The sequence below is a fragment of the Lysobacterales bacterium genome, from assembly GCA_016703225.1.
GTDB lineage: Bacteria > Pseudomonadota > Gammaproteobacteria > Xanthomonadales > Ahniellaceae > JADKHK01.
Genome location: JADJCM010000002.1, coordinates 455,543 through 482,042, shown reverse-complemented (window position 1 = coordinate 482,042; position 26,500 = coordinate 455,543). Strand labels below are relative to the sequence as shown.

Annotated in this window: 24 protein-coding genes; 7 read left to right on the top strand and 17 right to left on the bottom strand. The window is 66.4% G+C overall.

The window, feature by feature from the left end; translation table 11 throughout:
- Positions 1 to 42 precede the first annotated feature (42 nt).
- Positions 43 to 882, top strand: coding sequence for a pirin family protein (locus tag IPG63_10745; GenBank protein MBK6727722.1), 840 nt, complete (start codon positions 43 to 45; stop codon positions 880 to 882).
- A gap of 272 nt (positions 883 to 1,154) precedes the next feature.
- Here IPG63_10745 and IPG63_10740 read toward each other — a convergent pair whose 3' ends face one another.
- The 16 genes from IPG63_10740 to prmB form a co-directional block, all read right to left on the bottom strand.
- On the bottom strand, positions 1,155 to 3,008 hold the full coding sequence (locus IPG63_10740; protein MBK6727721.1) for a hypothetical protein: 1,854 nt from the start codon (positions 3,006 to 3,008) through the stop codon (positions 1,155 to 1,157).
- Between the two features lie 160 nt (positions 3,009 to 3,168).
- Positions 3,169 to 3,618 (bottom strand): hypothetical protein, encoded by a 450-nt coding sequence (locus tag IPG63_10735; GenBank protein ID MBK6727720.1) that lies wholly within the window; start codon positions 3,616 to 3,618, stop codon positions 3,169 to 3,171.
- 40 nt (positions 3,619 to 3,658) lie between these two features.
- Complete coding sequence (locus IPG63_10730) at positions 3,659 to 4,615, bottom strand: hypothetical protein (GenBank protein MBK6727719.1); 957 nt, start codon at positions 4,613 to 4,615, stop codon at positions 3,659 to 3,661.
- A 359-nt stretch (positions 4,616 to 4,974) separates the two neighbouring features.
- A complete protein-coding gene (purF, locus tag IPG63_10725) occupies positions 4,975 to 6,447 on the bottom strand; it encodes an amidophosphoribosyltransferase (protein ID MBK6727718.1) in 1,473 nt (490 codons plus the stop codon).
- An 8-nt stretch (positions 6,448 to 6,455) separates the two neighbouring features.
- The gene (locus IPG63_10720; protein MBK6727717.1) at positions 6,456 to 7,022 is read right to left on the bottom strand and encodes a CvpA family protein; all 567 of its coding nucleotides are present in this window, start codon (positions 7,020 to 7,022) and stop codon (positions 6,456 to 6,458) included.
- Positions 7,019 to 8,008, bottom strand: coding sequence for an SPOR domain-containing protein (locus IPG63_10715; GenBank protein ID MBK6727716.1), 990 nt, complete (start codon positions 8,006 to 8,008; stop codon positions 7,019 to 7,021). The genes IPG63_10720 and IPG63_10715 overlap by 4 nt, the downstream gene beginning before the upstream one ends.
- A gap of 61 nt (positions 8,009 to 8,069) precedes the next feature.
- Entirely contained in the window at positions 8,070 to 9,353 is a 1,284-nt protein-coding gene (gene folC, locus IPG63_10710; GenBank protein MBK6727715.1) for a bifunctional tetrahydrofolate synthase/dihydrofolate synthase, read from the bottom strand.
- A gap of 100 nt (positions 9,354 to 9,453) precedes the next feature.
- The gene (locus tag IPG63_10705) at positions 9,454 to 10,323 is read right to left on the bottom strand and encodes an acetyl-CoA carboxylase carboxyltransferase subunit beta (GenBank protein ID MBK6727714.1); all 870 of its coding nucleotides are present in this window, start codon (positions 10,321 to 10,323) and stop codon (positions 9,454 to 9,456) included.
- Positions 10,324 to 10,406: 83 nt separating this feature from the next.
- Entirely contained in the window at positions 10,407 to 11,207 is an 801-nt protein-coding gene (locus IPG63_10700) for a tryptophan synthase subunit alpha (GenBank protein MBK6727713.1), read from the bottom strand.
- A gap of 20 nt (positions 11,208 to 11,227) precedes the next feature.
- Positions 11,228 to 12,418 carry a tryptophan synthase subunit beta gene (gene trpB / locus IPG63_10695; GenBank protein MBK6727712.1) on the bottom strand — a complete coding sequence of 397 codons (1,191 nt, stop codon included), beginning with the start codon at positions 12,416 to 12,418 and terminating at the stop codon, positions 11,228 to 11,230.
- A gap of 25 nt (positions 12,419 to 12,443) precedes the next feature.
- Positions 12,444 to 13,082 carry a phosphoribosylanthranilate isomerase gene (locus tag IPG63_10690; GenBank protein ID MBK6727711.1) on the bottom strand — a complete coding sequence of 213 codons (639 nt, stop codon included), beginning with the start codon at positions 13,080 to 13,082 and terminating at the stop codon, positions 12,444 to 12,446.
- Positions 13,079 to 13,834: a tRNA pseudouridine(38-40) synthase TruA gene (gene truA, locus IPG63_10685; GenBank protein MBK6727710.1), complete on the bottom strand. Its 756-nt coding sequence runs from the start codon at positions 13,832 to 13,834 to the stop codon at positions 13,079 to 13,081. The genes IPG63_10690 and truA overlap by 4 nt, the downstream gene beginning before the upstream one ends.
- 130 nt (positions 13,835 to 13,964) lie before the next feature.
- Entirely contained in the window at positions 13,965 to 16,586 is a 2,622-nt protein-coding gene (locus IPG63_10680; GenBank protein MBK6727709.1) for a hypothetical protein, read from the bottom strand.
- A 160-nt stretch (positions 16,587 to 16,746) separates the two neighbouring features.
- Complete coding sequence (locus tag IPG63_10675) at positions 16,747 to 17,775, bottom strand: aspartate-semialdehyde dehydrogenase (protein MBK6727708.1); 1,029 nt, start codon at positions 17,773 to 17,775, stop codon at positions 16,747 to 16,749.
- A 155-nt stretch (positions 17,776 to 17,930) separates the two neighbouring features.
- Positions 17,931 to 19,064 carry a chorismate synthase gene (gene aroC, locus IPG63_10670; GenBank protein ID MBK6727707.1) on the bottom strand — a complete coding sequence of 378 codons (1,134 nt, stop codon included), beginning with the start codon at positions 19,062 to 19,064 and terminating at the stop codon, positions 17,931 to 17,933.
- The gene (gene prmB, locus IPG63_10665; protein ID MBK6727706.1) at positions 19,061 to 19,987 is read right to left on the bottom strand and encodes a 50S ribosomal protein L3 N(5)-glutamine methyltransferase; all 927 of its coding nucleotides are present in this window, start codon (positions 19,985 to 19,987) and stop codon (positions 19,061 to 19,063) included. Before prmB ends, aroC begins: the two co-directional genes overlap by 4 nt.
- A gap of 87 nt (positions 19,988 to 20,074) precedes the next feature.
- On the opposite strand from prmB, the gene IPG63_10660 reads away from it, so the two are divergent.
- From IPG63_10660 to IPG63_10645, 4 genes are all read left to right on the top strand, one after another.
- A complete protein-coding gene (locus IPG63_10660; GenBank protein ID MBK6727705.1) occupies positions 20,075 to 20,665 on the top strand; it encodes an SCO family protein in 591 nt (196 codons plus the stop codon).
- Positions 20,665 to 21,516 carry a phosphatidylserine decarboxylase gene (psd, locus tag IPG63_10655; protein ID MBK6727704.1) on the top strand — a complete coding sequence of 284 codons (852 nt, stop codon included), beginning with the start codon at positions 20,665 to 20,667 and terminating at the stop codon, positions 21,514 to 21,516. The genes IPG63_10660 and psd overlap by 1 nt, the downstream gene beginning before the upstream one ends.
- Before the next feature lie 158 nt (positions 21,517 to 21,674).
- Positions 21,675 to 22,112, top strand: coding sequence for a hypothetical protein (locus IPG63_10650; GenBank protein ID MBK6727703.1), 438 nt, complete (start codon positions 21,675 to 21,677; stop codon positions 22,110 to 22,112).
- A gap of 266 nt (positions 22,113 to 22,378) precedes the next feature.
- Entirely contained in the window at positions 22,379 to 22,816 is a 438-nt protein-coding gene (locus tag IPG63_10645) for a hypothetical protein (GenBank protein MBK6727702.1), read from the top strand.
- Between the two features lie 56 nt (positions 22,817 to 22,872).
- On the opposite strand, the gene IPG63_10640 is transcribed toward IPG63_10645, so the two are convergent.
- Positions 22,873 to 24,336: a transglycosylase SLT domain-containing protein gene (locus IPG63_10640; protein ID MBK6727701.1), complete on the bottom strand. Its 1,464-nt coding sequence runs from the start codon at positions 24,334 to 24,336 to the stop codon at positions 22,873 to 22,875.
- 123 nt (positions 24,337 to 24,459) lie between these two features.
- Between IPG63_10640 and IPG63_10635 the strand changes: the two genes are divergently transcribed.
- Positions 24,460 to 25,959 carry a DUF853 family protein gene (locus tag IPG63_10635; protein MBK6727700.1) on the top strand — a complete coding sequence of 500 codons (1,500 nt, stop codon included), beginning with the start codon at positions 24,460 to 24,462 and terminating at the stop codon, positions 25,957 to 25,959.
- A 3-nt stretch (positions 25,960 to 25,962) separates the two neighbouring features.
- Positions 25,963 to 26,475 (top strand): transcription elongation factor GreB, encoded by a 513-nt coding sequence (greB, locus tag IPG63_10630; protein ID MBK6727699.1) that lies wholly within the window; start codon positions 25,963 to 25,965, stop codon positions 26,473 to 26,475.
- The last annotated feature ends 25 nt before the right edge of the window (positions 26,476 to 26,500 follow it).

Genomic DNA, 26,500 nt, shown 5'->3' with positions numbered 1-26,500 from the left:
CGCCGATCCGGGCGCATGGTTGGGGCAAGGAGAACCCTGCCCATGAACCAGTGCATCCGCGAGATCAGCCAACGCTTTCCAGGACGCCCCGCCGAGGATGGTGCCGGCGTCCGCCTGACGCGTTTCCTTGATCCGAGCCAGGCGCGGCTCACCGACCCGTTCCTGATGCTCGACGAGTTCCGCTCCGATGTCGCCCAGGACTACATCGCCGGGTTTCCGATGCATCCGCACCGCGGCTTCGAGACCGTGACCTGCATGATCCAGGGACGCATGCGCCATCGCGACAACCAGGGCAACACTGGCGACCTCGGCCCCGGCAGCGTGCAATGGATGAGCGCGGCACGCGGCATCGTCCACGAAGAGATGCCGCAGCAGGAAAACGGTCTGCTCTGGGGGTACCAGCTGTGGCTGAATCTGCCGTCGCGCGACAAGATGGCTGCGCCCCGCTACCAGGACATCGACGCGACGCAGATTCCGCAGTCGCCCCTTGATGGTGGCGGCCACGTACGCATCATCGCCGGTAATTACGCGGACGTCCCCGCTGCGGTCACGGAGCGCGCCACTGCCGCGCACCTGCTCGACCTGCACCTGCCGGCGGGAAAACGCTTCTGCTGGTCCGCGCCGGCTGGTCACACCGTGCTGCTGCAGGGCGTGGTCGGGATGATCCGGGTGGGCTCAACGAAGGCCTTGCTGCAGGAGCGCGAACTGGTGCTGCTTGGTGACGGCACGGAGCTTGAGCTGATCGCCAACGCCGACGCGCGCGTGCTGGTCTTCACCGGCACCCCGATCGGCGAGCCAACGCCCGCCTACGCTCCCTTCGTGATGAACAGCGCCGCAGAAGTACGCCAGGCCTTCGAAGACTTCCGCGCGGGGCGCTTCTGATTCCACACCGCCTTGCGCCTCGTCTGCAGCAGCGTCGCCGGTGGCGACCGGCGACGCTGGCAAGGGCGGTCATCGCGAACGCGCCCAATGGCAAAAAACGCAGGCGTCGCGTCGCTGGTCGCGACCGGGGTCGCTCCTACTTCGCCCGTTTCAACGCCTTGAGGCGTTGAGGCAAATCGCTATGCCTAAGCGGTGTCCATGCCCCTACGCCCACAGAAAAGGGCCGCCCCTTGCGGAGCGGCCCCAATTTTTTACTTCAGCGATTCAGCTGATCAGATCATCTGGCGACGGGCGCCGAGTCCGAGCAGGCCGAGTCCGATGACCAGAGCGGCCAGCAAGACCTTACCGAAGTCAGTGACCGCCGGAACCGGCACGCTGGCCAGGCCGAGGCAGCTGACGGTGTAGTCGAGCACGTCATCCGGAGCGGCATCCTGCGTGAGGCACTGGATGGTTCCGGCTCCGGACACGCCCGCGGCGCCGGTCAGGCAGGTGTAGGGCACAACCGCTGCACCACCGGCCGGGACACTTGCCGGGACCGCGCCGAGCGTCACGTCGCCAGTCGCGGTGCAGGACAACGTGCTGGCCGAACCGGTGTTGGTCAGGTTGATCGAGCCGGCAACATTGGAGTTCGGCGGACCCACCAAGGCGATGGCGCCTTCCGCCGGATTCGCGGTGATGTTGACCGCGGCCATCGGGCAGTCCAGGTTCCAGGTGCGGGGGGTCGGAGCCTGCGGCACCGCATCGATGCTCGGGGTTTCCGTGCAGGTCAGGGTTCCCGCCTGGGCGGCAGCGGCCGCGGCGCAGGAGACCGTCACCGTGCCGTCGACACCCACAGCCGCTGGCGAGACCGCGCTGTAGGGACCAGCGCCACTAACGCTGTATCCGGCGCTGGCGGTCGTGCAGCTGACCGACATCGATTCCGGATTGGCGTCGCCACCGTCCACGCCGCCGTTGATGTCAACGGTAACGTTCTGGGTGGTGATGGCGCCGAGCGAGGCGCCCTGGGCGAAGGTCAGCGTGGAAGCAGCGGCCGGAGCGTAGGTGACGCCCGGTGCCGATTCCGGCGTACCCGCCGGGCAGAGGACGTCCCACAGACGGGTGACACCCGCGCTGTCGAAGTCGGTCTCGGTGCAGCTGACGGTACCGCTGAAGGGAGCAACCGCGGCGGTGCACGAGAACGCCAGGTTCTGCGAGCCGTTGGCACTGAACGTGAGCGAACCAGGCGCAACAGCGATACCACCCGCGCCCGTGCAAGCGGACATCGTGGCCGAGCCGGTGCCGGACTGGCCGGCCGCGGTGATCACCACGTTGTCGCTCGCCGTCATGCCGATGCCCACGATGGGCAACGTCACTTCCGGCGTCGCATCCGAGGTCGCGTCCGCGTCGAAGTTCGGCGCAGCCGTCAGCGTCGGAGCCTGGTTGCCTGCCGGGCAGGTGAAGTTCCAGGTGCGAACGTTGACTGCATCCGGGTTCGGCTGGTCCTGACGGGTTTCCGTGCAGGAAGCAGTACCCGTCTGCGTGGCATTGGTCGACACGCACTGCAGGGTCAGGTCGCCATCCACGCAAGCGCCACCGGCGGTGCAGGTGTCTGCGCCATCGGTAAACGTGACGTTGCCGATCGACGCCGAGCAGGCGCTCAACACGGTCGTGCCGCCATTCGAACCACCCGCCATCGCCAGGGTGATCGGCGCGGTGGTCGTGCCACCCACGCTACCCGCTGCCGGGAACGTCACCATACCCGCCGGAGCCGGCGTGTACGTGATCGTCGGGCCTACGGCGGGGCCGGCGGTGACCACCACGTTGCCATCGGTGGCCGAAATAGCCACCGGATTGGCCGCGTCGTCTTCCGCGTTCAGCAGCGTAAACGTGTACGGATAGCTGCCGGCAGCAACGCCCACGTGATCGATCACGAACGTGCAGACATCGTACGTGCCGGCAGCAATCGCGGTAGCAGAGGCTTGCGTATAGGTGATGTTTACCTGACCGGCGCCGTCTTCGTTGAACAGCGAGCACAGAGCTCCGGCTCCGACGGAAGTCAAGCTCGTGATATCGAACTGCGCGTCGTCGAAATTCAACGAACCCGAGTGGTTTGCGGCGACGCCGTCAGCAACGAAGCGCAGCGTCACCACCGCACTGCTCGCACCAGGCGGGGAAATACCCGGATTGACAGGTGAAAGGATGACACTCACAGCGGCAGTCGCTGATGCCGACGCGAGCGCCAGCAGGGCGCCGCTTACGGCGATCGAAATTTTCTTGTTTAGCATCTCGTCACTCCGATTGGTTTACTCAATCCAACTTCTGAACTTTCGCCGATCCCATCTGGGCAACCTCGCCATTGCGGTCGGAAGCCTCGAAAGTATCGATGACAGGCGCGGACTTGCTATTCGACACGTAGGAAAGCTTGCCGACGCGATTCAATCCGGCCGGGAACACCCCGCCTTCATTGTTGACAACAGTCACGGCGACGATTTTCCCGTCGTAGACCTTGCAAACACCGATGAAACCCTTCGGCAACTCCGAGAGGCAACGCGAGGCATCGATCTGCTTTGCGCCATCGGGAAAGACCACGCGGAACGTGAAGGATGCGGCGTCGCCCGAACTTTCAAAATCGAGCGACATGATCTTCGAGCCGCCCTTCGTCTCGACTTCCATTCCGAGCGGGGCGTTCTCGGACTTGGCACTGACACCAGCAGCGGCGAAAAACAGCGACGCGGCAACTGCAAACTTGATGTTCATTAGAGTTCTCCTGAATCCAGTGAGGTTCGCTATATCGCGATTAGAGGGGCATGCCGCACGCGCGGGTGCCGCCCGATGCCGTGTCGGCATTCACGAGGTTCAAGAGGCAGGTCGCATCACCCGACGTGACTGAGCCATTCTCGGAGCAGTCGGTCTGACCAAGCTTCAAACCCGGCTCGCTATTTCCCGCGATGGCGTTAACTTCTTGCAACAACTGGGTGACGTCGCCAGACGTGCACGTCCCGTTATTGCTTGCATCGCCACGCCTCAGCGACCCGATCGCCGTACTTCGGCGCGATTCGAATGCATCAACAGTGACTCCCGTTCCGGCTCCGCCGGAAACCCAGCCGAAACGAACGTAGTCAACACCATCTCCCGCGTCTGCAAGGACGATGTTGCCTGCCGTGAGCGTCGTCGTAGACGGCGTGGTGAGGGTGTAATTCGCGTTGCCACGATTGCCGATGAGAGACACCGCCAAGGTACCGCCATTCGTTCCGGCTCCACGCTGGAAGTTGGTTTCGATCATGTACCAGCGGTTGGCGACGATCGCGCCGCCGTTCGCGGTGGTGATCGAGACTGGGGTGCCGAAGCCGCCAGCACCGTTGCTGCCGTAGAACTTGAAGGCGTTCGCGGCCGCATCGAACGTGATCTGGAAGATCGCGTAGTCGGCCGTTTCATCGGCCATGGCCTGGAAGACCACGGCTTCGCCGGTGTTGTTGGGTTTCACATAGAACCGCGAGATATAGGCCGCCTCGGTGAGCGGGGAGCCGTCCTGGACATAGCTACCGGCCGCGGCCGAAGCCAGACCGCACTTACCCGAGTAACGGGGGGTTTGCGCCGCATTGGCGTCGGAAGCGACGGGACCATCGGCGATCGGCGTGCCGACCACTGCGGTTACGCCGCCCTGGCCCCACTGGGTGGTGTTGCAGGCCGCCATGGCGGCGTTCATGCCGACGAGCGCGGCGACTGCGAGGAACAACTGAGACTTGCGGATCATGGATTTCCTCCTGATTCCCAACGATTGACGCCCTCGCGGCCGAAGCCTGAGCGCGAACTGAACCCCAAACACCCGCGACCTTAACAGCAATTCTTTACAAGTTGAAGCCTGGCCGCGGGCGCGGACCTTCGGACATGCCGCCGGGCACCCTGCGGGCGGCGGCTGAATGACCTTCGAGGACTAGTAACGCAGCTCGGGAACAAAACCGGACAGCCACGGTCCCCGCTGCCGATCAGCAGGGTGCCAAGTGCCGGTAACGTTCTCGGCAACCATGGAGCCCCACGTGCATCTGCTGCGCAACCTGCTGATTTCACAGCTTTTCCTGGGCATGCGCCGGTTCGTCGGCGCACCTGGAGCGATCAACCGCGCCGCTTCGCCTTCTCGGAATCCGCGCGCTGCGCCGCGATGGCGGCCAGGTAGCCGTCCGGCAAGCCGGTCACGTATTCGCCGGAGAAGCAGGAGGTATCGAAGCGGCTCAGGGCCTCGTTGCCGTCGGCCACCGCTGCGACCAGATCATCGAGATCCTGGTAGATCAGCCAGTCGCAGCCGAGGTACTGCTCGACTTCCGACTCGCTGCGACCGTGCGCCACCAACTCCTCGGCCGCCGGCATGTCGATGCCATAGACATTGGGATGTCGCACCGGCGGCGCCGCGCTTGCCAGATAGACCTTGCGCGCGCCGGCCTCGCGCGCCATCTGGATGATCTGCTTCGAGGTGGTGCCACGCACGATCGAGTCGTCGACCAGCAGCACCACCTTGTTGCGGAACTCGAGCTCGATGGCGTTGAGCTTGCGCCGCACCGACTTCACCCGCTCCCCCTGCCCCGGCATGATGAAGGTACGCCCGACATAGCGGTTCTTGACGAAACCCTCGCGATACTTCAGGTCCAGCACCTGGGCCAGAGCCAGCGCGGCAGTGCGCGAAGTATCGGGAATCGGGATCACCGCCTCGATGTCGTGGTCGGGGCGCAGGCGCTGGATCTTCGCCGCCAGCCGCTCGCCCATGCGCAAGCGCGCCTTGTATACGGACACATCCTCGATCATCGAGTCGGGGCGCGCGAAATAGACGTATTCGAAGATGCACGGCGCGTGCTGCCCCGGCTCGGCGCACTGGTGCGCGTGCAACTCGCCCTCGGCGCTGAGCACGATACCCTCGCCCGGACGCACGTCGCGCTCGCGCTTGAAGCCGAGCAGGTCGAGCGCGACCGATTCCGAAGCGACCGCCCACTCCGGGCCTTCCGGCGTCTCGCGCTTGCCGAGCACCAGCGGGCGGATGCCATGCACATCGCGAAACGCCACCACGCCGAGACCGAGCACGATGGCGACCACGGAATAGCCGCCGACGCAGCGCTGGTGCACGCGGGCAATGGCCGCGAAGACATCGTCCACCTGCGGCCTGGCGCCATCGCGCGCCGCCAGTTCGTGCGCGAAGATGTTGAGCAACACTTCCGAATCGGAGCCGGTGTTGATGTGGCGGCGGTCCTGTTCGTACAACTCGCGACGCAGCTGGTCGGTATTGATCAGATTGCCGTTGTGCCCGAGCGCGATGCCGTAGGGGGAGTTGACGTAGAACGGCTGCGCCTCGGCCGCGCCCTCGCTGCCTGCGGTCGGGTAGCGGCAGTGGGCGATGCCGATGCGACCGCGCAAGCGCGCCATGCTGTCGCTGTCGAAGACATCCTTGGCCAGCCCCTTGCCCTTGTGCCGCAGCAGCCGCGCACCGTCGAACGTGGCGATGCCGGCGGCATCCTGGCCGCGATGCTGGAGCACGGTGAGTCCGTCGTACAACGCGGCGCCTACGTCACTGCGTCCGACGATGCCAAGAATGCCGCACATGGAGAACCTCAGGGATTGGAGACGGGGCCGACGCGCTGCAGCGCATCGATCGGAGCGGAGGGGAGCAGCGCCGGCGCTTCGGAGCCGTCGAGACGGATCTGCGCAGCGATGCGCTCGGGCAGTTGCGCGCGGGCGCGCTCGGCGAGCATGACCACGTGCGGCAGCAGGCGCGAGCCGCGCCACCAGGCATCGCGCGGCAGCGGCGTCAGCCCGAGCATCAGCACCACCAGCACCACCAGCACCACGCCGCGGGCGATGCCGAAGACACCGCCAAGCAGACGATCAGTGCCGGACAGGCCGGTGCCGGCAACCAGTTTGCGCAACATCCAGGTGGCGATCGCGCCAACCAACAGGACACCGACGAAGACCAGCGCATAGGCCAGGAAGATGCGCGCCGAAGGCGTTTCGATGGCAGTACCGAGTGCGTCCGCGAGCTTCGGTGCCAGCAGTGCCGAAGCCGCCAGTGCCAGCGCCCACACCACCAGCGCCATCACTTCGACCACCAGACCGCGAAACAGGCCGATCACGACCGAAGTCGCGACTGCCAGCACGATCAGCCAGTCGGCCGGGCTCACGGATAGGGAACCACGATGCCATCGATACCGAAGCGGCGCTTGACGCCGGCTTTCACCGCATCGGCATCAGCGCGCTTGTTCTCCGGCCCGATGCGCACGCGCCAGAGCACTCCGGCCTCGGTGTTGATCTTCTCGACGAAGGCGGCAAACCCGGCCTGGCGCAACTGATCGCGTTTGGCATTGGCTTCGGCTTCGAGCTTGAACGCGCCGACCTGCACCGCCCACACCGAGGTGGCCGCGGCGCTGCGCGCGATCGCCGGCGCGTCACTGGCGGGGGTGTCGTCGGTTTCGCTGATCGTCGCTGGCAGATCGGCGCGCAGGCGGCGCACCTCGAGCCGCGCCGCTTCAGCCTGGCCGCGGGTTGCGTACGGACCGATGCGCAGTCGCGTGGTCTGCTGCCCGTTCACCGCGACTTGATCGCTGAGCACCTTGAACCCGGCACCGCGCAGTTGCGCCGCCAGCGCCTGCGCATTCGCGGCATTCGCGTAGCTGCCGAGCCCGATCAGAAAGCGCCCGCTTGCCGGCGTCGGCAAGTCGGCCGCAGCCGCGGACGCGGAAGGCGCAGAAGCGGCGGGTGCGGCCGTCGCCGGAGCGCTCGCGACCGCTGCTGCGGGGTTCGCGGCAACGGGCGTCGCCTGCGCCCCAGCGGCGGCGCCGGAAACGGCATCGACGCGCACTGGAGCCTGCGTGTCCACCGCGGCGACAGCATCGGGCTGAGCGGAAACAGCGTCAGTCGCGGGCGCCGATTCGGCGTCCGCCGAAGCCACGCCGATGGCTTCGGCCACGCTTGCGGGCGCGGTGGCGACGGGCAAGTCGAGCGGCACCTCGCGGGTTTCGAAATCGCGCTCGGGCATGGCCGGAATGGCCAGCGGCAGCGACTCCGCACCACGCTCGCCGGCGCCATCGAGCACCATCGGCACAAAGATGACGGCGAGCACAATCAACACCGAAGCGCCGATCAGCCGCTTCTGCAAGGTCGGATCCATGGCAATTCCCGGCATGACGGAAGGCGCGGATTATACGGGCCGCGTCGCCCGCCGCGTCGCGTCAGTTTGCGGGCGTAGCACCCTGGTTCAGCACCGGGCCGAGCGCCGCCACCAGATGGAACGAGCCGAACGCGAGAATGCGCTCACCCGCCTTCGCCTCTGCCACGGCGGCGGCCAGCGCCGCGCGCGGATCGGAATGCAGCGAGCAGCAATCGTCGCCGAGCAGATCACCAATGCGCCGACGCAGCGCGGTCGCGTCCAGGCCGCGCGAACTGCAGCCATCGAGGCCAGCCAGATGCCAGTGCGCCACGCGCGCCAGCAGCGGCTCGACGATGCCGGCGATGTCCTTGTCGGCGAGCGCCGAGAACACCGCCCGCGTTCGCCGCGGGTGACGTCGCAGCCATTCGGCCAGCACTGCCGCGGCCTGCGGGTTGTGGCCGACATCAACCACAGTCTCGATCGGACCCGGAAACACCTCGAGGCGACCGCGCACCTGCGCCTCCGCGAGACCGATGCGCAAGGCGCGAAACGGCACCTGCAAGTGTTCGCGCAACGCCATCAACGCGGCGATTGCAGCCGCCGCGTTGCTGTGCTGCACCGGCGCACGCAACGCCGGGTGCGGCAAGCGCAGGCTGGTGCCGACCCCGATCCAGCGCCAGTCGTCGCCACCGACATCGATACGGAACTCGTGCCCGAGGCGCAGCGGGTGTGCGCCGATGCGCTCGGCCTCGGCGAGCAGACTCGACGGCGCATCGGCATCACCGATGATCGCCGGCCGACCGGCGCGGAACACGCCCGCCTTCTCGATCGCGATCTGGTCGCGGGTAGTCCCGAGATACTGCTGGTGATCGAGATCGACGGTGGTGACGATGGCGGCGTCGGCGTCGATCAGGTTCACTGCGTCGAGGCGTCCGCCCAAGCCAACCTCCAGCACCGCGACATCGAGCGCGCGCTCCGCGAACAGATGAAACGCCGCCAGCGTGGCATATTCGAAGAAGGTCAGCGACACCTCCCCACGCGCCGCCTCGACGGCCTGGAAGCCGGCGACGATGTCGGCATCCGTCGCCGCAACGCCGTCCACCACGATGCGTTCGTTGAAAAGAAACAGGTGCGGCGAAGTGAAGCTGCCGACGCGGTAGCCGGCAGCCCGCAACATGCTTTCGAGAAAGGCGACGGTCGATCCCTTGCCATTGGTTCCGGCGACGGTGATGACGATCGGGGCGGGCCGTGGTTGTCGCATCCGCTGGTGGACCTGGCGGATGCGTTCCAATCCCAGTTCGATGCGGTCTGGTGGCACGGCAACAATCCGCGCCAACCATGCTTCCAGCGAATCCTGCGTTTCCATGCCACTCCAATCGGGCGTCCGCAACGGCGCGCACCCTGCGCAGTTCGACGCAAACGCCGTGCCGCGGCGTTCCCGCCGCTGCAACGAATTGTCCGATCGTTCAGCCAGCAGCGGCGCGCGGCCGGCGCATCAGGATCGCGAGCAGGTCGGCCAGCTTGTCGCGCATCTGGCGGCGATCCACGATCAGATCAATGGCGCCGTGCTCGACCAGGAACTCGCTGCGCTGGAAACCCTCCGGCAGCGTCTCGCGCACGGTCTGTTCGATCACGCGCGGGCCGGCGAAGCCGATCAAGGCCTGCGGCTCGCCGACATTGATGTCGCCGAGCATCGCCAGACTGGCGGAAACGCCTCCGGTGGTCGGGTGCGTCATCACCGAAATGAACGGTAGTCCGGCCTCGCGCAGGCGCCCGAGTGCGGCCGAGGTCTTGGCCATCTGCATCAGCGAGAACAACCCTTCCTGCATACGCGCGCCGCCGGAAGCCGAGAAACAGACCAGCGGCGTGCCATGCGCCAGCGCGTGTTCGGCGGCGAGCGTGAAGCGTTCGCCGACCACCGAACCCATCGATCCGGCCATGAACGAAAACTCGAACGCGCAGGCCGCGATCGGCATGCCCTTCAGCCGCCCATGCAAGGCGACCAGGGCGTCGGTCTCGCCGGTCTGCTTCTGTGCGGCGACCAGACGATCCTTGTACTTCTTCGAATCCTTGAACTTGAGCGCGTCAGCGGGCGCGAGATCGGCACCGATCTCGGTGCCAGTGCCCTCGTCGAGAAACAGCTTCAGCCGCTCGCGCGCCAGGATCGGCATGTGGAAACTGCACTTCGGGCAGACCTGCAGATTGGCTTCGAGTTCTGGCTGATACAACACCGCGCCGCAGCCCTCGCACTTGCCCCACAGGCCCTCGGGCACCTTGCGCTTGTCGCCACCCTGGGTGCGGATGCGCTTCGGCATCAATTTGGCGAGCCAGCTCATTGGATCGCCATCACTGATCGGGGGGTGGAGGTCATGGTCGGTCTCGGGTTTGCGGGTACCGGAATGCGACGGGGAACGAGCCATCAGACGGTCTCCGTCGTGCGGGCGGCATCAATGGCGCGGCGCAAGGGTTGCAGGAAATCGCGGGCGCGTTGTTGCGCATCCGTTAACGAGGTCGCGGCGGCCAGTTGCTCGACCAGCGCGCTACCGACGACCACGGCATCGGCATGCGGCGCCAGCGCTGCAGCCTGCGCGGCAGTCTTGACGCCGAAGCCAACCGCGATCGGAACCCGGATCTTGCCGCGCAATGCGTCCAGCTTGTCGCCGACATCGGCCATCACCAAGCGGTCGGCGCCGGTGATGCCGGCGAAGGACACGTAGTAGACGTAACCCTGGGCCAGTTCGCCCATGGTCGCGATGCGTGCGTCGGTGGTGGTCGGCGAGGCCAGGAAGATCTGGTCGAGCGCGTGCTGCGCGAGCACCGGACGCACGCTGTCGGCTTCCTCGGGTGGGCAGTCGACGATCAGCAGTCCATCGACGCCGGCGGATTTCGCACTCGCCGCGAACTGGTCCCAGCCGTAGTACTCGACCGGATTGAGATAACCCATCAGCACCACCGGCGTGGTCGCGTCGCGCTGACGGAATTCGCGCACGATCATCAGCGTGCGGTCGAGCGTCATGCCGCGCTCGAGCGCACGTTCGCTGGATTTCTGGATGACCGGACCATCGGCCATCGGATCGGAAAAGGGCATGCCCAACTCGATCAGGTCGGCGCCGCTCTCGACCAGCGCATGCAGGATGCCGCCCATCCAGTCCGGGTGCGGATCGCCCGCGGTCACGAAAGGAATCAAGCCGCAGCGGCCTGCGGATTTGAGCTCGGCCATGCGGGTTTCGATGCGCGTGCTCACAGCGACATGCCTTCGCGCTTCGCGATCGTGTAGATGTCCTTGTCGCCGCGCCCGGACAAGTTCACCAGCACCAGCTTGTCCTTCGGCAGATCGCGCGCCAGCTTGATGCCCTGCGCCACCGCATGGCTCGATTCGAGCGCGGCGAGAATGCCTTCGCTGCGTGCCAGTTGATGGAACGCCGCCATCGCCTCGTCGTCGGTGATGCCGACATAGTGGGCGCGACCGATGTCCTTCAGCCATGCGTGCTCGGGGCCGACACCGGGATAGTCGAGGCCGGCCGAGACCGAGTGCGTGTCGCGCACCTGGCCGTTTTCGTCACAGAGCAGATAGGTGCGGTTGCCGTGCAACACGCCGGGACGACCCGCGACCAGCGAAGCGGCGTGCAGGCCGGAGCCGATGCCCTCGCCCGCCGCTTCCGCGCCCCAGATCGCGACATCGCGATCGTTGAGGAAGGGATGGAACAGGCCGATCGCGTTCGAGCCACCGCCGACACAGGCGACCAGCGCGTCCGGCAGGCGGCCGTACTCGGCCAGCATCTGCGCACGCGCTTCGCGGCCGCAAACTGCATTGAAATCGCGCACCAGCATCGGATAGGGATGCGGGCCGGCGACGGTACCGATGATGTAGAAGGTGTGCGCGACATTGCTGACCCAGTCACGCAGCGCCTCATTCAACGCGTCCTTCAGTGTTTTCGAGCCGCTGGTCACCGGCACTACGGTCGCGCCGAGCAGCTTCATCCGATAGACATTGATCGACTGGCGCTCGATGTCGGTCGCACCCATGTAGACCACGCATTCGAGCCCGAGCCGAGCCGCGACCGTGGCACTGGCGACGCCATGCTGGCCGGCACCAGTCTCGGCGATGATGCGGGTCTTGCCCATGCGCTTGGCGAGCATGGCCTGGCCAATGGTGTTGTTGATCTTGTGCGCGCCGGTGTGGTTCAGGTCCTCGCGCTTGAGCAGAATCTGGGCGCCGCCCACGGCTTTCGACAATCCGCGCGCGTGGTAGATCGGACTCGGTCGGCCGACGTAGTGACGATAGTCGTAGTCGAGTTCGGCAATGAAATCGGGATCGTGCTTGAGCTGTTCGTAGGCCGCCGCCAGTTCGGCCAGCGGTGCCATCAGCGTGTCGGCGACGAAGCGACCGCCGTAGGGCCCGAAATGCCCGCGCGCATCCGGCATGGACATCAGGTCATCGGGACGCAAGGTGGGTTCAATCGGTTCGAGCACGGAAAACCTCATCGGCGAAGCGACGCATTTTTGCATGATCCTTGATGCCGGGCGCGGATTCGATGCCCGACGACACATCGACCGTGTGCGGCCGCACCCGGCGTACCGCGTCGGCCACCGTCTCCGGAGTCAAGCCACCGGCCAGAATCAGCGGAGCCGGCAGCGCAGCGGGAATCCGAGACCACTCGAAGCCGCGGCCGCTGCCACCGGACTGGGCGCCGCCATGACTGTCGAACACCAGACCATGACAGCCGGCGCGGGCATGGGACTCCAGATACGCCATCAGCCCGGCGTCGGGGAGCGCGCCCATCGGCACCGCCTTCCACCACGGCCGCCCGAACGCCGCACAAAACTCCGGCGGTTCGTCGCCGTGAAATTGTGCGAGCAGGCGCGGTGAACGCGCCAGGATCGCGGCGACCTGGTCCGCCGCGGCGTTGCGAAACAACGCGACCGGGACAACCGATGCCGGCACGGCGTCGAGCAGGACGTCGAGTTGCGCCGGATCGAGTCGGCGCGGGCTGCCACTGGCGAAGATGAAGCCGAGCGCATCGGCGCCGACGTCCACGGCCAGCCGCACATCCTCGACATGGGTGATGCCGCAGAACTTGATGCGCGTCTTCACAGCGATACCTCGTCCGGCAGGCCGAAGCGTCGTTCGTAGCGCGGCCCGACGAAGACCAGGCCCTCCGGCGGCGCGGTCACCCCGGCCAGCGTGCGATCACGCGCCGCCAGCACTTCGCCGATCCACTCGCCCGGCTTCTGGCCGTGACCGACCTGCATCAAGCTGCCGATGAGGTTGCGCACCATGTGATGCAGGAAGCCGTTCGCTTCGATGTCCATGTGGATCAAATCGTCTTCGCGCGAAAACTCGATGCGGCGCAGGTCGCGCACCGGCGAGTGCGCCTGGCAGGCGACAGTGCGGAAACTGGTGAAATCATGGATGCCGACCAGGCACCGGCTGGCCATCTGCATCACCTGCACGTCGAGCGGCAGGCGAATCCACGACAGCCGCTCGCGGGCGATGGCCGGGCGCACCAGTCGATTGAGGATCGTGTAGCGGTAACGCCGCGACTGCGCCGAGAAGCGCGCATGGAAATCCTGGGCCACCGGCTGCACCCAGCGCGCCACCACCGATTTCGGCAGATGCGTGTTGGTGCCGAGCAACCACGCGCGCTCGACCCGCTTTGCGTCGCTGTCGAAATGCACGACCTGGAACGCGGCATGCACGCCGGTATCGGTACGCCCGGCAGCGGTGACCGCCAGCGCATGGTGGGCGACCAACGAGATCGCCTTTTCCAGCGTCGCCTGCACGGTGCTGCCGACGCGCTGCGTCTGCCAGCCGTGGAAGCGCGAGCCGTCATATTCGAGCGCCATCGCGTAGCGCGTCACGAGCGGTGTCTCGCACGCGGGAATCGGGAACTTCGAGCGCAGTTCATGGCCAAGGCACACAAGCAAAGGGCCCGGAGTCTACCGGGCCCTTTGTGTCGGCACGAATCGAAGCGCGCTAGCGGATTTCGGCGAGCAACTTCGCGGCCTCGTCCTTCTGCGAAGCGCTGCCCTCGGCCATGACTTCCTCGAGCATGCTGCGCGCACCATCGGCGTCGCCCATGTCGAGATAGGCGCGCGCCAAATCGATCTTGGTCGCGACCGCATCATCGCCCATGAACTCGTCCTTGACCGCATCCATGGACTGGGTTGCCGACTCGGAGCCGGACTTGCCGAATGCAGCGAGATCAATGGGCGGCAGTTCGAAGGAAATCTCGCTCGCCTTCGGGCCCGCGGCCGATGCGTCGAGATCGAAGTCGAACGACAAGTCCTGCTTCGCAGCCGGGGCCGAAGCCGCGGCGCGCTTGGAGGTGTCGTCGATCAGGTTGAAGTCGAAGTTCTCCGCCGCCGCCGTCGGCACCGTAGTGTTCCGTGCCGGCGCTGCTGCCGGCGTCTCGCCGAGATCGAAGTCGAAGTCGTCGTCGACCGCACCTGCTGGCCGTGACTTGGGCTCGTGCCCATCGAAATTCGGCATCGCGGCAAACGGGTCGGCGAAAGCATTGCCGCCCGGCGCCGGGGCGCCGGAGGCATCGGCGAACATCGGATGGGTCGGGCACAGGTCGCGCCCCATCAGCAGTGCACCCTGCCACTCGGGCGCCGTCGGGTCCGGCAACTGTGCGTACATCGCTTCCGCAGCCGCTTCGAACTTGTCGGCGTTGCGACGCATGTAATAGAACTCGAGCACGTTCAAATGCGCGTTGAGATCGGTCGGATCCGAGGCCAGCGCCGACAACATCGACGACTCTTCGCTCTCGCCGCCGACGGTGGCGCCGAACTGACCAGAGATCGAGCCGGGCGCAACCGCCGGTCTTTCGGACTTGCGTCGGCGCGAAACCACCATACCCAGCCCGGCCAGGACCGCGAGCAGACCGAGTCCGCCGAGGACGTACTTGTTCATCAGTGCTCCATACCAAGGCTCGCCCGCGGGCGCAGCCGGTTCGCCGACCACGACCGGCTCGGCATCAACGATCGGCAACACTTCGGCGGGTTCCGCCGTGGTGTCCGGGGTCGCCGGCTCCGCGGTCGCCAGCGGATCGAAAACGGCAGCGTCGGGCGTGGTCGTTGTGCCATCTGGCAGGGTGGAGGACGTATCCGGAGTCGCACTGGACAGAGGATCGACTGTGACCGGCACCGGCTCGACCGGCGTCGGCTCGACCGGCGCAACAGCGATCGGCTCCACCGGAGTCGATACCAGCGCGCTTGCCGCAGCCGCAGCCGCAGCCGCGGCCTTGCGGTCGGCTTCGAGCGTCGCGCGCTCGGCGCTAGTCAACTTGTCCTGCAGGTTCTTGAGCTGGCTGTCCTTGAGCGTGAGCAGGCGCTGGTTGGTCGAGTTGATGTTCTCGAGCTCCTTGACGCGTGAGCGCAACTCACCGGACTCCTGCTGGGCGCTGGTGAGCGTCTCGCGGGTGCGCGCAAGATCGGCGCGCACGGCGGCGCTGTCGCCAGTGCCTCCGGGTGCGCCGGGGCGATCCGAAGTGCTCTGTCCCGACGCCGGCGGCACCAACTCCAGGCGCGAGCCTGGCCGCGTACCGGTACCAGCGGACCCGGGCAAGGTGCCGCTCGAAAGGACGCTGGCATCGGAGACCGTGGTCGGACGCGTGGCCTCGATCCAGCTCTGGTTCTGGCTGACGATTTCGGCGGCGGCCTCGGCGGCGGCGAGGCCTTGCAAGTCTGCTTCGCCCGGAATACGCAGGACCGCACCGCGCTTCAGCGCATTGACGTTGTCGCGGAAGAATGCATCCGGATTGGCTCGCAGCAAGGCAAGCATCATCTGGCTCGGCGTCACGTTTGCAGGACGCGTGTTGTTCGAGATCTCCCACAGGGTCTCGCCACTGGCCACTGGCCCGTACTCACTGGGCGACGATGCAGCGGGCGTTGCATACGGTTCTGGCTCGGGCGTCGGCTCGGGTGGCTGCGGCTCAGCGGCCGGCTCCGGCTCCGGCTCGCTGCTGGCCAATGGTTCGCTGGCGGCTGGCTCCGACTCGGGTGCGACTGCCGCTGGCTCGGCTTGCGCCGACTCCGGCTCGGCCGCGGCCGCCGCGGGCGCCTCTGCGGCAACAGGCTCGGGCAATGGCTCGGGCTCGGCGATCGGTGTGGGTGCGACCGCTTCCGGCTCGGCAATCGGCTCGACCGAAGCGGCGGGCGCGATCGCCGATGGCGGCGCACTGGGTGCGCTGACCGGCACCGTGATCGGCGGTTCCAACAGCACCGAGTATTCGCGCAGGAAGCGCCCGTTGGACCAGTTCACTTCGACCAGGAAGGTCAGGGTCGGCTCGCGAATTGCCTGGTTCGAATGCACCAGAATCACCGGCTCACCGCGCGCGTTCTTGCCGACCTCGAACTCCAACGGCGTCCCGATATCGCCGATGTCCAGCCCGACCCGCGCGAATTCGGCGGCCGCCGCCAGATCAACGCGGAGCGACTCGGCTTCCGCCGGTGTGCTGACATAGACCGGTATCTCGGCGCGCAGCGGTTGATTGAGCTCCGACTTCACGGAAATCCCGCCCAGTCCCAGCGCATGCGCAGCGGAGCTGCCCAAAGCCAAGGCTACGGCGAGAGAGAGCGGCAACGGTCGGTTCATGCCTGTTTCCCCAGTTCGTCCAGTTGGGCCACAACCGTCGCAGACGGTCATTGATCTTAGAATCGAGCTTATAACACGCCCCTAAGTGCAGGGGAAGATTGGGTTTCCGGGTGGAATCACGCCATCCGCGAGCCCCTGGGGGCAGCGCAGGGCGCTCGGGTTACAGATACTCCGCGATCAGCCGTTCGGCAATCTGTACCGCATTCAAGGCCGCGCCCTTGCGAATGTTGTCGCTGACCACCCACAGATTGAGGCCGTTCGGGTGGGAAATATCCTCGCGGATGCGGCCGACGTAGACCGCGTCGTTGCCTGCCGCATGCGTGACCGGGGTCGGATAGCCGCCCGCAACACGCTCGTCCACCACCTCGATCCCGGGCGCGGCCTGCAGCAGCCGGCGCGCCTCGGCCGCGCCGAGCTTCGCGCGCGTCTCGATATGCAGCGCTTCGGCGTGGCCGTAGAACACCGGCACGCGCACCGCGGTCGGGTTCACCACGATCGACGCATCTTCGAGGATCTTCTGCGTCTCCCAGACCATCTTCATTTCTTCCTTGGTGTAGCCGTTGTCCATGAAGTCGTCGATGTGCGGAATCAAGTTGAACGCGATCTGCACCGGGAACTTCTTCGTCTCCGCTGGCTGAAAATTGAGCAGCTGCGAGGTTTGCCTGCCGAGTTCTTCGAGCCCGGATCGACCGGCGCCGGAAACCGACTGGTAGGTCGCAACGTTGATGCGGTTGATGCCGACGGCGCGATGGATCGGCGCCAGCGCGACCAGCATCTGCATCGTCGAGCAGTTCGGATTGGCGATGATGCCGCGCGTGGTGTAGCGCGCGATCGCGTGCGGATTCACCTCCGCCACGACCAGCGGGATGTCGTCGTCGTAACGGAACTGCGAAGTGTTGTCGATCACCACGGCGCCTGCTGCTGCAGCGCGTGGCGCATGCACGGCCGAGACCTTGCCGCCAGCCGAGAACAGCGCGATGTCGATGCCATTGAAGTCGTACTGGTCGAGGTCCTGGGTGACGAAACTGCGATTGCCGAGCTTGACGCGCGTACCCGCCGAGCGCTCGCTTGCGAGCGGCACCAACTCGCCGACCGGAAAGTCGCGCTCGTGCAGGATGTTCAGCATCGTCTCGCCGACGGCACCGGTGGCGCCGACGACGGCGACGTTGAAGCTGCGGTTCTGGTTCATCGTGTTTCCTTGGCAGTGCGAATTGCTCGCGGCGGAGTGAGTCGGGCAGTGATCAGGTTCGTGGCCGAGCGAGGGATCCGTTCGGCCTGAGCCTGTCGAAGGCCGTTCACTCGAACTCTCCATTGCGGGCCTTTCGCGACCGCCCTTCGACAAGCTCAGGGCGAACGGGGGTTTGGGGTGGTCTTGGTCTTGGTCGTGGTCGCGGGTATGCGCGGCTGAACCTCGCCGACATCACCGCACTGCGCACGATGGCGCAACGCATGATCGATCAGGGTCAACGCCAGCATCGCCTCGACGATCGGTGTGGCGCGAATGCCGACGCAGGGATCATGGCGGCCGGTGGTGACCACCTCGACCACATCACCATTCACGTCGACACTCTCTCCCGGCAGGCGCAGGCTCGAAGTCGGCTTGATCGCAACACTGACGACGATGTCCTGCCCGGTCGATATCCCGCCGAGAATTCCGCCGGCATGGTTGCTGCGAAATCCGGCCGGCGTCATCAGGTCGCGATGTTCGCTGCCGCGCTGCGCCACACTGGCAAAGCCGGCGCCGATCTCGACACCCTTGACCGCGTTGATGCCCATCATCGCCGCGGCGAGATCGCTGTCGAGCTTGCCGTAGATCGGCTCGCCCCAACCCGGCGGCACCTTGCTGGCCACCGCATTCACGCGCGCTCCGACCGAATCGCCGGACTTGCGCAATGCGTCCATGAACGCTTCGAGTTCGCCCAGCATCGTTGCGTCCGGCCAGAAGAACGGGTTGTGCTCGACCTCGTTCCAGTCGAATGCGCGCGGCGTGATTTCGCCGATCTGCGCGAGATACCCGCGCACCGCGATGTCATGGTGTTCGCGCAACCAGCGCTTGGCGATCACCGCCGCAGCGACGCGCATCGTCGTCTCGCGTGCGCTCGAACGCCCGCCACCGCGCGGATCGCGGATGCCGTACTTCTGCCAGTAGCTGTAGTCGGCGTGTCCGGGACGGAACTGCCCGGCGATGTTCGAGTAGTCCTGGCTGCGTGCATCGGTGTTGCGGACCAGCAGCGCCAGCGCCGTGCCGGTGGTGCGCCCCTGATAGACACCGGACAGGATCTCGACGCGGTCTTCCTCACGGCGTTGCGAGGTATGCCGCGAACGGCCAGTGGCGCGTCGCGCCAGATCGTGTGCGAAATCGTCTTCGGCAATCGCGATGCCCGGCGGCACGCCGTCGATCACACAGCCGATCGCCGGCCCGTGGCTCTCGCCAAAGGTGGTGACCGAGAAGATCTTGCCGAAGCGGTTGTGGCTCATCGAGCGCGACGCTCCGCGGCCAACGCTTCGATCTCCAGGTGCCAGGTGAGCAGGTCTTCGCGCTCGATCTGGAAGATGCCCATCTGCCCGACCTGGAACTCGATCCAGTTGAACGGCACCTGCGGCAGCAATTCGACCAGCGCGCGCTCGGACTCGCCGACTTCGCAGATCAGGAAGCCGTCTTCGCTCAGATGCTGCGGTGCAGCCGCCAGGATTTGCAGCGCGAGGTCGAGGCCGTCTTCACCCGCACGCAGTCCGTTCTCCGGCTCGAAGCGATATTCCGCCGGCAGCGCATCGACTTCGGCGTGGGTGACGTAGGGCGGATTGGTCACGATCAAATCGTAGACCTCGCCGTCCAGCGCAGCGAACAGGTCGGACTCGATCAAGCGCACGCGATCGCTGACCAGCAGGCGTTCGGCATTCTCGCGCGCCAACGACAACGCCGTGGCGCTGATGTCGACGCCATCGACCTGTGCCTCCGGCAGATGGTGCGCGGTCGCGATCGCGATGCAGCCACCACCGGTGCAGAGATCGAGTACACGCTGCAGCGGCCGCCCGTTGCGCCATGGCTCATAACCCTGTTCGATCAACTCCGCGATCGGCGAGCGCGGCACCAGCGCACGCTCGTCGCACTTGAACGAGAGATCGGCAAACCAGGCCTCGCCGGTGAGATAACACGCCGGCTTGCGTTCGCGGATGCGGCGCTCGAACAGATGCAGCACTTCGCGCTTCTCGTCCGCGACCAGGCGCGCCTGGCCATACGCCGGTTTCAGATCGTGCGGCAGGTGCAACGCGTGCAGGGTCAGCTGGGTGGCCTCGTCGAGGGCATTGTCGTAGCCGTGGCCGAAACTCAGGCCGGCGGCGGCAAAGCGCGAGGCGCCGAAGCGGATGAAATCGATGATGGTCTTCAGTTCGTCGGTCATGGCCCGATGATAGACAGCTTGGCCCGATATACTCCACGACCTTTCTGCCAATTTCCTGACCTCATGCGGCAACTTCCCTGGATTATCGTGCTGGTCGCCGTCGCGACCGGCTTCGGCCTGTGGCTGGGCCTGCGCCCCGCCGGCCCGGTTTCCAGCGCCGCGTTTTCGGCACTGTCGGCCTACCCGCAGCCGCGCGCGCTGTCGCCGTTTTCGCTGGACGGCGCGGACGGCAAGGCGGTGGACGCGGCGCGGCTGGCCGGCAAAGTCCAACTTGTATTCTTCGGCTTCACCCATTGCCCCGATGTCTGCCCGACCACGCTTGCATTGATGCGCGATATCGACCGCTTGCTCGCCGCCGCCGGACTCGACGAGCGTGTCGGTTTCCTGTTCGTGTCGATCGACCCGGAGCGCGATGAGCTGAAGGCGCTCGGCGAATACACGAAGTACTTCAGCCCGCGGATCCTGGCCGCGACCGCCGACCACGAACGGCTCGGCGCGCTCACCCGCGAGATGGGCGTGCTGTACGTGCGCGAAACCACGGAATCACCCGACTACAGCATCGACCACAGCGCTGCGGTGTTCGTGCTCGATGCCGAGGGTCGCCTGCTCGGCCGCTTCCCGCCGCCGCTCGACCCGAAAAAAGTGTTCGCCGACCTCCGGCAACTGGCGGGCCAGTGATGTCGCCGTTCGTCGTCCTGCAATACCTGCTGCCGCACCGGCTGTTGTCGGCGCTGGCGCTGCGCGTCGCGCGCATCGAGACGCCCTGGTTCAAGAACGCGATGATCGGCTTCATCGCGAAGCGCTTCGGCGTCGACTGGAGCGAGGCCGCGTCCGCGAATCTCGATGACTACGCGCATTTCAATGCCTTCTTCACGCGCGCGCTCAAGCCCGGAGCGCGCACCGCGGCCGCCGAAGCCGACGCCATCGTGATGCCGGCCGACGGTCGCATCAGCCAGTGCGGGCCGATCCGCCACGGGCGCATGTTCCAGGCCAAGGGCTACGACTTCAGCGCCGCCGAACTGCTCGCCGATGTCGAGCTTGCCAAGCGCTTCGATGGCGGTGTGTTCGCGACCATCTACTTGTCGCCGCGCGACTACCACCGTGTGCACATGCCCTGGAGCGGACGCCTGCTGGAAACGCGGCACGTTCCCGGGCGACTGTTCAGCGTCGGCACCGGCACCGTCGCGCAGGTGCCGCGCCTGTTCGCACGCAACGAACGCCTGGTCTGCCAATTCGAGACCGAGTTCGGCCCGATGGCTGTGGTCATGGTCGGCGCGCTGCTGGTATCCGGCGTCGAGACCGTCTGGGGTGGTGTAGAAATTCCGGCCTATGCCGATCGCGTGATCGTGCGCGACTACCGCGCAGCACCGAAGCCGGTGCAACTCGAGCGCTTCGCCGAAATGGCGCGTTTCAACTACGGGTCCACGGTGATTGTGCTGCTGCCGCCGGCGATGGCGACGCTCGATGCGTTGCTGGCGGCGGAAGTGCCGGTGCGCGTGGGCCAGCGGCTGGCGCGACGCGGCAGCTGAGCACGCGGATTCCGCGACGCAGGTCACGCACACCGCGTGAACCCGTCCGTGGTTTTCCACAACCACCGCCGCAAATTGACGAAATGTGACCCAAGGCGCTCTCCCAACGCGCGCGAAGACGATGATGGCCGCCATCCACCACGCATCGGGAGCCCAGCATGGAAGTCGTCAGCAACAACAAATGGCTGCAGCGCACCACCGTATTCGCGCGTTACCTGAACCTGCTGCGCCAGTACAACACGGTCAATGACGCGATCTCGTCGCTGCTCCCGGAGCAACGCCGCAGCATCGCCCTGACCGCGCTCGCCGAACTGACGCGAGCCGAAACCTCGGACCAGGAGCCAGTGATCCACGAAGCGACCAACTGGTCGGTGGAAGCCGCAGTGGCGTTTGCGCGGGTGCGCTCGCCGCACAGCGCAATCCGCCTGGCGGGCCTGAAGCGCTGGCTCGTTTGCGCCTACCGAGCCACGTTCAACTCACCCTACGGCGAAGTGCAGAACCTGCATCGACTGGTGTTGCGCGCGCTGCGACAAATGCACGGTGAGGAACAGGGCAAGGCCAGCGATCTGCGCCGCGACCAGCACCGTTACGCCTGAGCTGCCGAGGTTTCGCAGCGCAACCCGGCGCCGCCGGGGCCAACGGCCCGGCGGCGCGGGCCTGTCCGGCCCAACGGAATCGGCCCCCTCCAGCCATCCTGCCCTGCCAGGACGCGTCAGTTCCGGACCGCCAACGTCAGATTGCCGAGGCTTCCAGAGAGTTCTCCGCTCCGTGCCTGCCCACGATTGACGTAATGTGACGCAGCACGTACATTCGCCCCCGAAGTTTCAGAACGTCACAACAACAAGATCGCCGGGGAGTCCAGATGGAGTTCATCAAGACGCACAAGTGGTTCCTGCGAACCACAGACTTTGCCCAGTACCTCGCCCTGCTGCGCCAGTTCAACGCCGTGAGCCGGGTCATCGTCGCGATGCAGCCGGCGCAACGGCGCCAGATCGCATTGATCGCCCTGGAGGAACTCGCACGTGCGGAAAGCGGGCAAGCGGTTCCGGCGCGAACCGAGGCCCGCAAGTGGACGGCGGAAGCCACGCAGATGTTCGCGCGCACACGCTCGCAGCACGCTTTCATCAATGGCCCCGCAGTACAACGCTGGCTGATCTGCGCCTACCGCGCGACGTTCAATTCGCCCTACGGTGAAGTCCAGAGCCTGCACCGCACGGTGCTGCGCGCGCTGCGCCACATGCAGGGCGACGCACCGGTGCGCACCAGCGACGTGCGTAGCGACCAGCGTCGCTACGCCTGAGCCCGCAGCGCCTGCGCGGTACCTGAAACGACCGGCCTCGCGCCGGTCGTTTCATTTCAAGCCCGACAACTGGGAACGCGCAACCTCTGCCCGGCCCGAATGGCGTAGCTCGGCGGATGCAGTCCGTTGGCAGCGGCCACGGCCGGCAGGCCACAGCCGAATCGGCGCGCAATGGCATGCAGGGTTTCGCCTTTGCGCACGACGTGGGTACGCCCAGCGCTGCCTGCCGATGACGCCACCCAGGTCGAGCGCGCTGATGCCGGCGGTCGCGCGGCATTGAGTTCGGCCGCGGTCTGCGCCAGCAGGCCACTGCGACAACGCGCTTCGTAGGCTTTCGCCGCTGCTTCCGGAACGTCGAGACGGGTGCCGATGTCAATGCGGGTGTCGGCCTCGTACTTCGGATTCAGATTGCGCAGCGTGCGAAACCAGCCGCGGGCATTGCCGAACTGGCCCATGCATACCGCCAACTCGTTGATCGAGGCAGTGCGTTCCAGGGTGATCGCAGCCGGGCGCGCGTCGAAGGTGGGGAACTCCAGTCCGTAGTCCTGCGGATGCAGGAACAACCAGGCGGCGGCCAGCACCATCGGCACGTAGTCGCGGGTTTCCGGCGGTACCGCGTTGTACACCGGCGCATCCCAGAATCCGCGGCTGCCGTTGCCGGACAGCCGGCGCATGCGGCCTTCGCCGCCGTTGTAGGCACCAAGCGCCAGTTCGAGATCGTTGTTCAATTCTCGGAAGCGGTCGTTGAGGAAGGCGACATTGGCGCGCGTGACCAAGGTTGGGTCGAAGCGGTCGTCGAAACCGCTGGCACGGCCGAGGCCATAGCCGCGCGCGGTCGCCGGCATGAACTGCAGCAGACCCGCGGCACCGGCACGCGAAACTGCGTGTACCTTGCCGCCCGACTCCTTGGTCATGATGCCGAACAGCAGCGCTTCCGGCAGCCCCGCCTGCTCGTACACCGGCCACATGCGATGGCGCAGGTACTGGTAGTGCTCGTACGCATCGAGCAGGTTCGGGCGCATCCAGGTGAGCCATTCCTCGATCCCGGCCTTGACCGCGCCATTGAGGCGGATGACCTCGTCCAGCCGCTTGCCGTTGAGCATTGCGGCGGAACGCGCCAACTCGGGCACATCGCCTGCGGGCGACGCGGCGTGGGCATGACGATCGGTTGTGATCAGTGCCTCGACCGGATCCGGCGGATCGGCTTCGCGCTCGCCGAGCAGTGCGTGCGCCATGCGCGCATTCGCGGTCGACTGCGCCCGCAACGCGGTCATCGCATCGCAGTTATCTGCCTGCAGACAAGCGGTTACCGCCGCGTCCAATGCCAACCGCGATCGGGTCAGGCCCTCGCCACCGGCATTCGCCTCGCCGCGGTGCCAGTTCTCGAGCGCCACTTCGAATGCGGACAACGCCGCAGCGACTTCATCGCCAGCCGACATCGCCACCGGCGCATCGCCACGCGGCGACGGGGTGGTGCATCCGGCGAGTGCCAGAGCGAACGGGAGTATCCAATAACGCATGACCGACATCCTGCAAGAACTTCACGCACGGTAACTACGAAGCCGGGGCGAGGCAACCCGCAACGCGGCATCGCCACGTTGTTTCGCGGCTAGAATCGCCGTCTGCATCCAGGGAGATCGACGGTGACCGGCATTCATCTCGGCAAGGGCGAACAGGACGTATATCTGCTGTCGAGGTACGGCAATCGCCATGGATTGATCGCCGGCGCGACCGGCACCGGCAAGTCGGTGTCGCTGATGGTGCTCGCGGAGGGATTCTCGCGGCTGGGCGTTCCGGTCTTCCTCGCTGACGTGAAGGGCGATCTCGCCGGCCTCAGCCAGCCCGCTGCCGCGCCGGGTGAGAAGCTGCAGGCGCGCATCGCCAAGCTCGGCATTGCCGGCTGGAAGCCAGAGGCCAATCCGGTCGTGCTCTGGGACATCTATGGTGAGCGCGGCCACCCGGTACGCACCACCGTTTCCGAGATGGGTCCAAACCTGCTCACGCGCCTGCTCGAACTGAACGATGTGCAGGAGGGCGTGCTGCAAGTGGCGTTCCGCGTCGCCGACGACGAGGGCCTGCTGCTGCTCGACCTCGACGACCTGCGCGCCCTGCTCACGTTCGTGTCGGAGCATGCGAAGGAGATCTCGGCCAAGTATGGGCTGGTGGCGCCGCAGTCGATCGCCGCGATCCAGCGCGCACTGCTGCAACTCGAGAACGACGGTGGCGCCCGATTCTTCGGCGAACCCGCACTCGACCTCGCCGACTTCATGCGCCAGGACATGTCCGGCCGCGGCATCATCAATGTGCTCGCCGCCGAGCAGCTGATCCTGAAGCCGCGCGTCTATTCGAGCTTCCTGCTCTGGATGCTGTCGGAGTTGTTCGAGAACCTGCCCGAAGTCGGTGACCTCGACCGGCCCAAGCTGGTGTTCTTCTTCGATGAGGCGCACCTGCTGTTCGACGACGCGCCGCCGCAGCTGCAACAGCGCGTGGAACAGGTGGTACGGCTGATCCGCTCCAAGGGCGTCGGCATCTACTTCTGCTCGCAGCTGCCGGACGATGTGCCGGCGGTGGTTCTCGGCCAGCTCGGCAACCGCATCCAGCATGCGCTACGCGCGTTCACGCCGCGCGACCAGAAGTCGGTGAAGACCGCCGCCGAGACCTTTCCGCCGAATCCGCGCGTCGATGTGGTCGAGGCGATCACCCAGCTCGGCGTAGGCGAAGCGCTGGTCACGACGCTGCAGGAAGGCGGCATCCCGCTGCCGGTCGAGCGCACGTTGATCGTGCCGCCGCATTGCCGAATCGGCGCGATCACCGATGAGGAACGCAAGGCGCAGCGTGCGCGCTCGCCAGTGGGCGCGAAATACGACACGCCGACGAACCGCGAATCGGCCTTCGAGCAGCTGCAGGCAGCACGCGCCGACACCGCGCAGGGCAACGCCGCGCCTCCGGCGCCAGCGCCGGCCGCGAATGGCGAGCCGACCTGGGGCGAGCGCTTCCGCGAGTTCCTGTTCGGCACCCGCCGCCGCCAGGGCGCGATCGAGACCGTGGCCAAATCGGCAATGCGCACCGCCGGCACGCGTATGACCAACCAGATTCTGCGCGGCGTGCTCGGCGGCGTCAGCGGTGGCCGTCGCCGGCGCTGAAACATGAGCCGATGGCGACCACCGCAACCGGGCAGCACCGCGATCATCACGCCCGCGGGCCAGCGTCGGCTCAAGCAGGAACTCGATGAACTCTGGCGCCTGCGCCGACCCGAGGTGGTGCGCGCGCTGGCCGCTGCGGCGGCCGAGGGCGACCGATCCGAGAATGCCGAGTACACCTACCGCAAGAAGCAGCTCGGCGAGATCGACCGCCGCGTGCGCTACCTGAGCAAGCGCCTGGAAACCGTGCGCGTGGTGACCGAACCACCGAGCGACTGCAGCGCCATCTTCTTCGGCGCCTGGTTCGAGGTGGAACAGGCCGAGACCGGCGCGCTGCGCCGCTACCGTATCGTCGGTCCGGACGAGACCGACGCCGAGCGCGGCCACATCAGCATCGACTCGCCGCTGGCGCGCGCGGCCCTGAAGAAGCGCGTCGATGACGAGTTCCACGCCGAACTGCCGTCCGGGCGCTGCAGCTTCATCATCGTGGATGTTCGTTACGAAGCGGAATCGGCATGAACACGCATGGACAAGCAGGCAGAAC

Excerpts from the sequence above, each read along its gene's own strand:
- IPG63_10745 (MBK6727722.1), top strand. The coding sequence starts at position 43 with ATGAACCAGTGCATCCGCGAGATCAGCCAACGCTTTCCAGGACGCCCC.
- IPG63_10735 (MBK6727720.1), bottom strand. The coding sequence starts at position 3,618 with ATGAACATCAAGTTTGCAGTTGCCGCGTCGCTGTTTTTCGCCGCTGCT.
- IPG63_10730 (MBK6727719.1), bottom strand. The coding sequence starts at position 4,615 with ATGATCCGCAAGTCTCAGTTGTTCCTCGCAGTCGCCGCGCTCGTCGGC.
- purF (MBK6727718.1), bottom strand. The coding sequence starts at position 6,447 with ATGTGCGGCATTCTTGGCATCGTCGGACGCAGTGACGTAGGCGCCGCG.
- IPG63_10715 (MBK6727716.1), bottom strand. The coding sequence starts at position 8,008 with ATGGATCCGACCTTGCAGAAGCGGCTGATCGGCGCTTCGGTGTTGATT.
- folC (MBK6727715.1), bottom strand. The coding sequence starts at position 9,353 with ATGGAAACGCAGGATTCGCTGGAAGCATGGTTGGCGCGGATTGTTGCC.
- IPG63_10705 (MBK6727714.1), bottom strand. The coding sequence starts at position 10,323 with ATGAGCTGGCTCGCCAAATTGATGCCGAAGCGCATCCGCACCCAGGGT.
- IPG63_10700 (MBK6727713.1), bottom strand. The coding sequence starts at position 11,207 with ATGGCCGAGCTCAAATCCGCAGGCCGCTGCGGCTTGATTCCTTTCGTG.
- trpB (MBK6727712.1), bottom strand. The coding sequence starts at position 12,418 with ATGTCCATGCCGGATGCGCGCGGGCATTTCGGGCCCTACGGCGGTCGC.
- truA (MBK6727710.1), bottom strand. The coding sequence starts at position 13,834 with ATGGCGCTCGAATATGACGGCTCGCGCTTCCACGGCTGGCAGACGCAG.
- IPG63_10680 (MBK6727709.1), bottom strand. The coding sequence starts at position 16,586 with ATGAACCGACCGTTGCCGCTCTCTCTCGCCGTAGCCTTGGCTTTGGGC.
- IPG63_10675 (MBK6727708.1), bottom strand. The coding sequence starts at position 17,775 with ATGAACCAGAACCGCAGCTTCAACGTCGCCGTCGTCGGCGCCACCGGT.
- aroC (MBK6727707.1), bottom strand. The coding sequence starts at position 19,064 with ATGAGCCACAACCGCTTCGGCAAGATCTTCTCGGTCACCACCTTTGGC.
- prmB (MBK6727706.1), bottom strand. The coding sequence starts at position 19,987 with ATGACCGACGAACTGAAGACCATCATCGATTTCATCCGCTTCGGCGCC.
- psd (MBK6727704.1), top strand. The coding sequence starts at position 20,665 with ATGTCGCCGTTCGTCGTCCTGCAATACCTGCTGCCGCACCGGCTGTTG.
- IPG63_10650 (MBK6727703.1), top strand. The coding sequence starts at position 21,675 with ATGGAAGTCGTCAGCAACAACAAATGGCTGCAGCGCACCACCGTATTC.
- IPG63_10645 (MBK6727702.1), top strand. The coding sequence starts at position 22,379 with ATGGAGTTCATCAAGACGCACAAGTGGTTCCTGCGAACCACAGACTTT.
- IPG63_10640 (MBK6727701.1), bottom strand. The coding sequence starts at position 24,336 with ATGCGTTATTGGATACTCCCGTTCGCTCTGGCACTCGCCGGATGCACC.
- greB (MBK6727699.1), top strand. The coding sequence starts at position 25,963 with ATGAGCCGATGGCGACCACCGCAACCGGGCAGCACCGCGATCATCACG.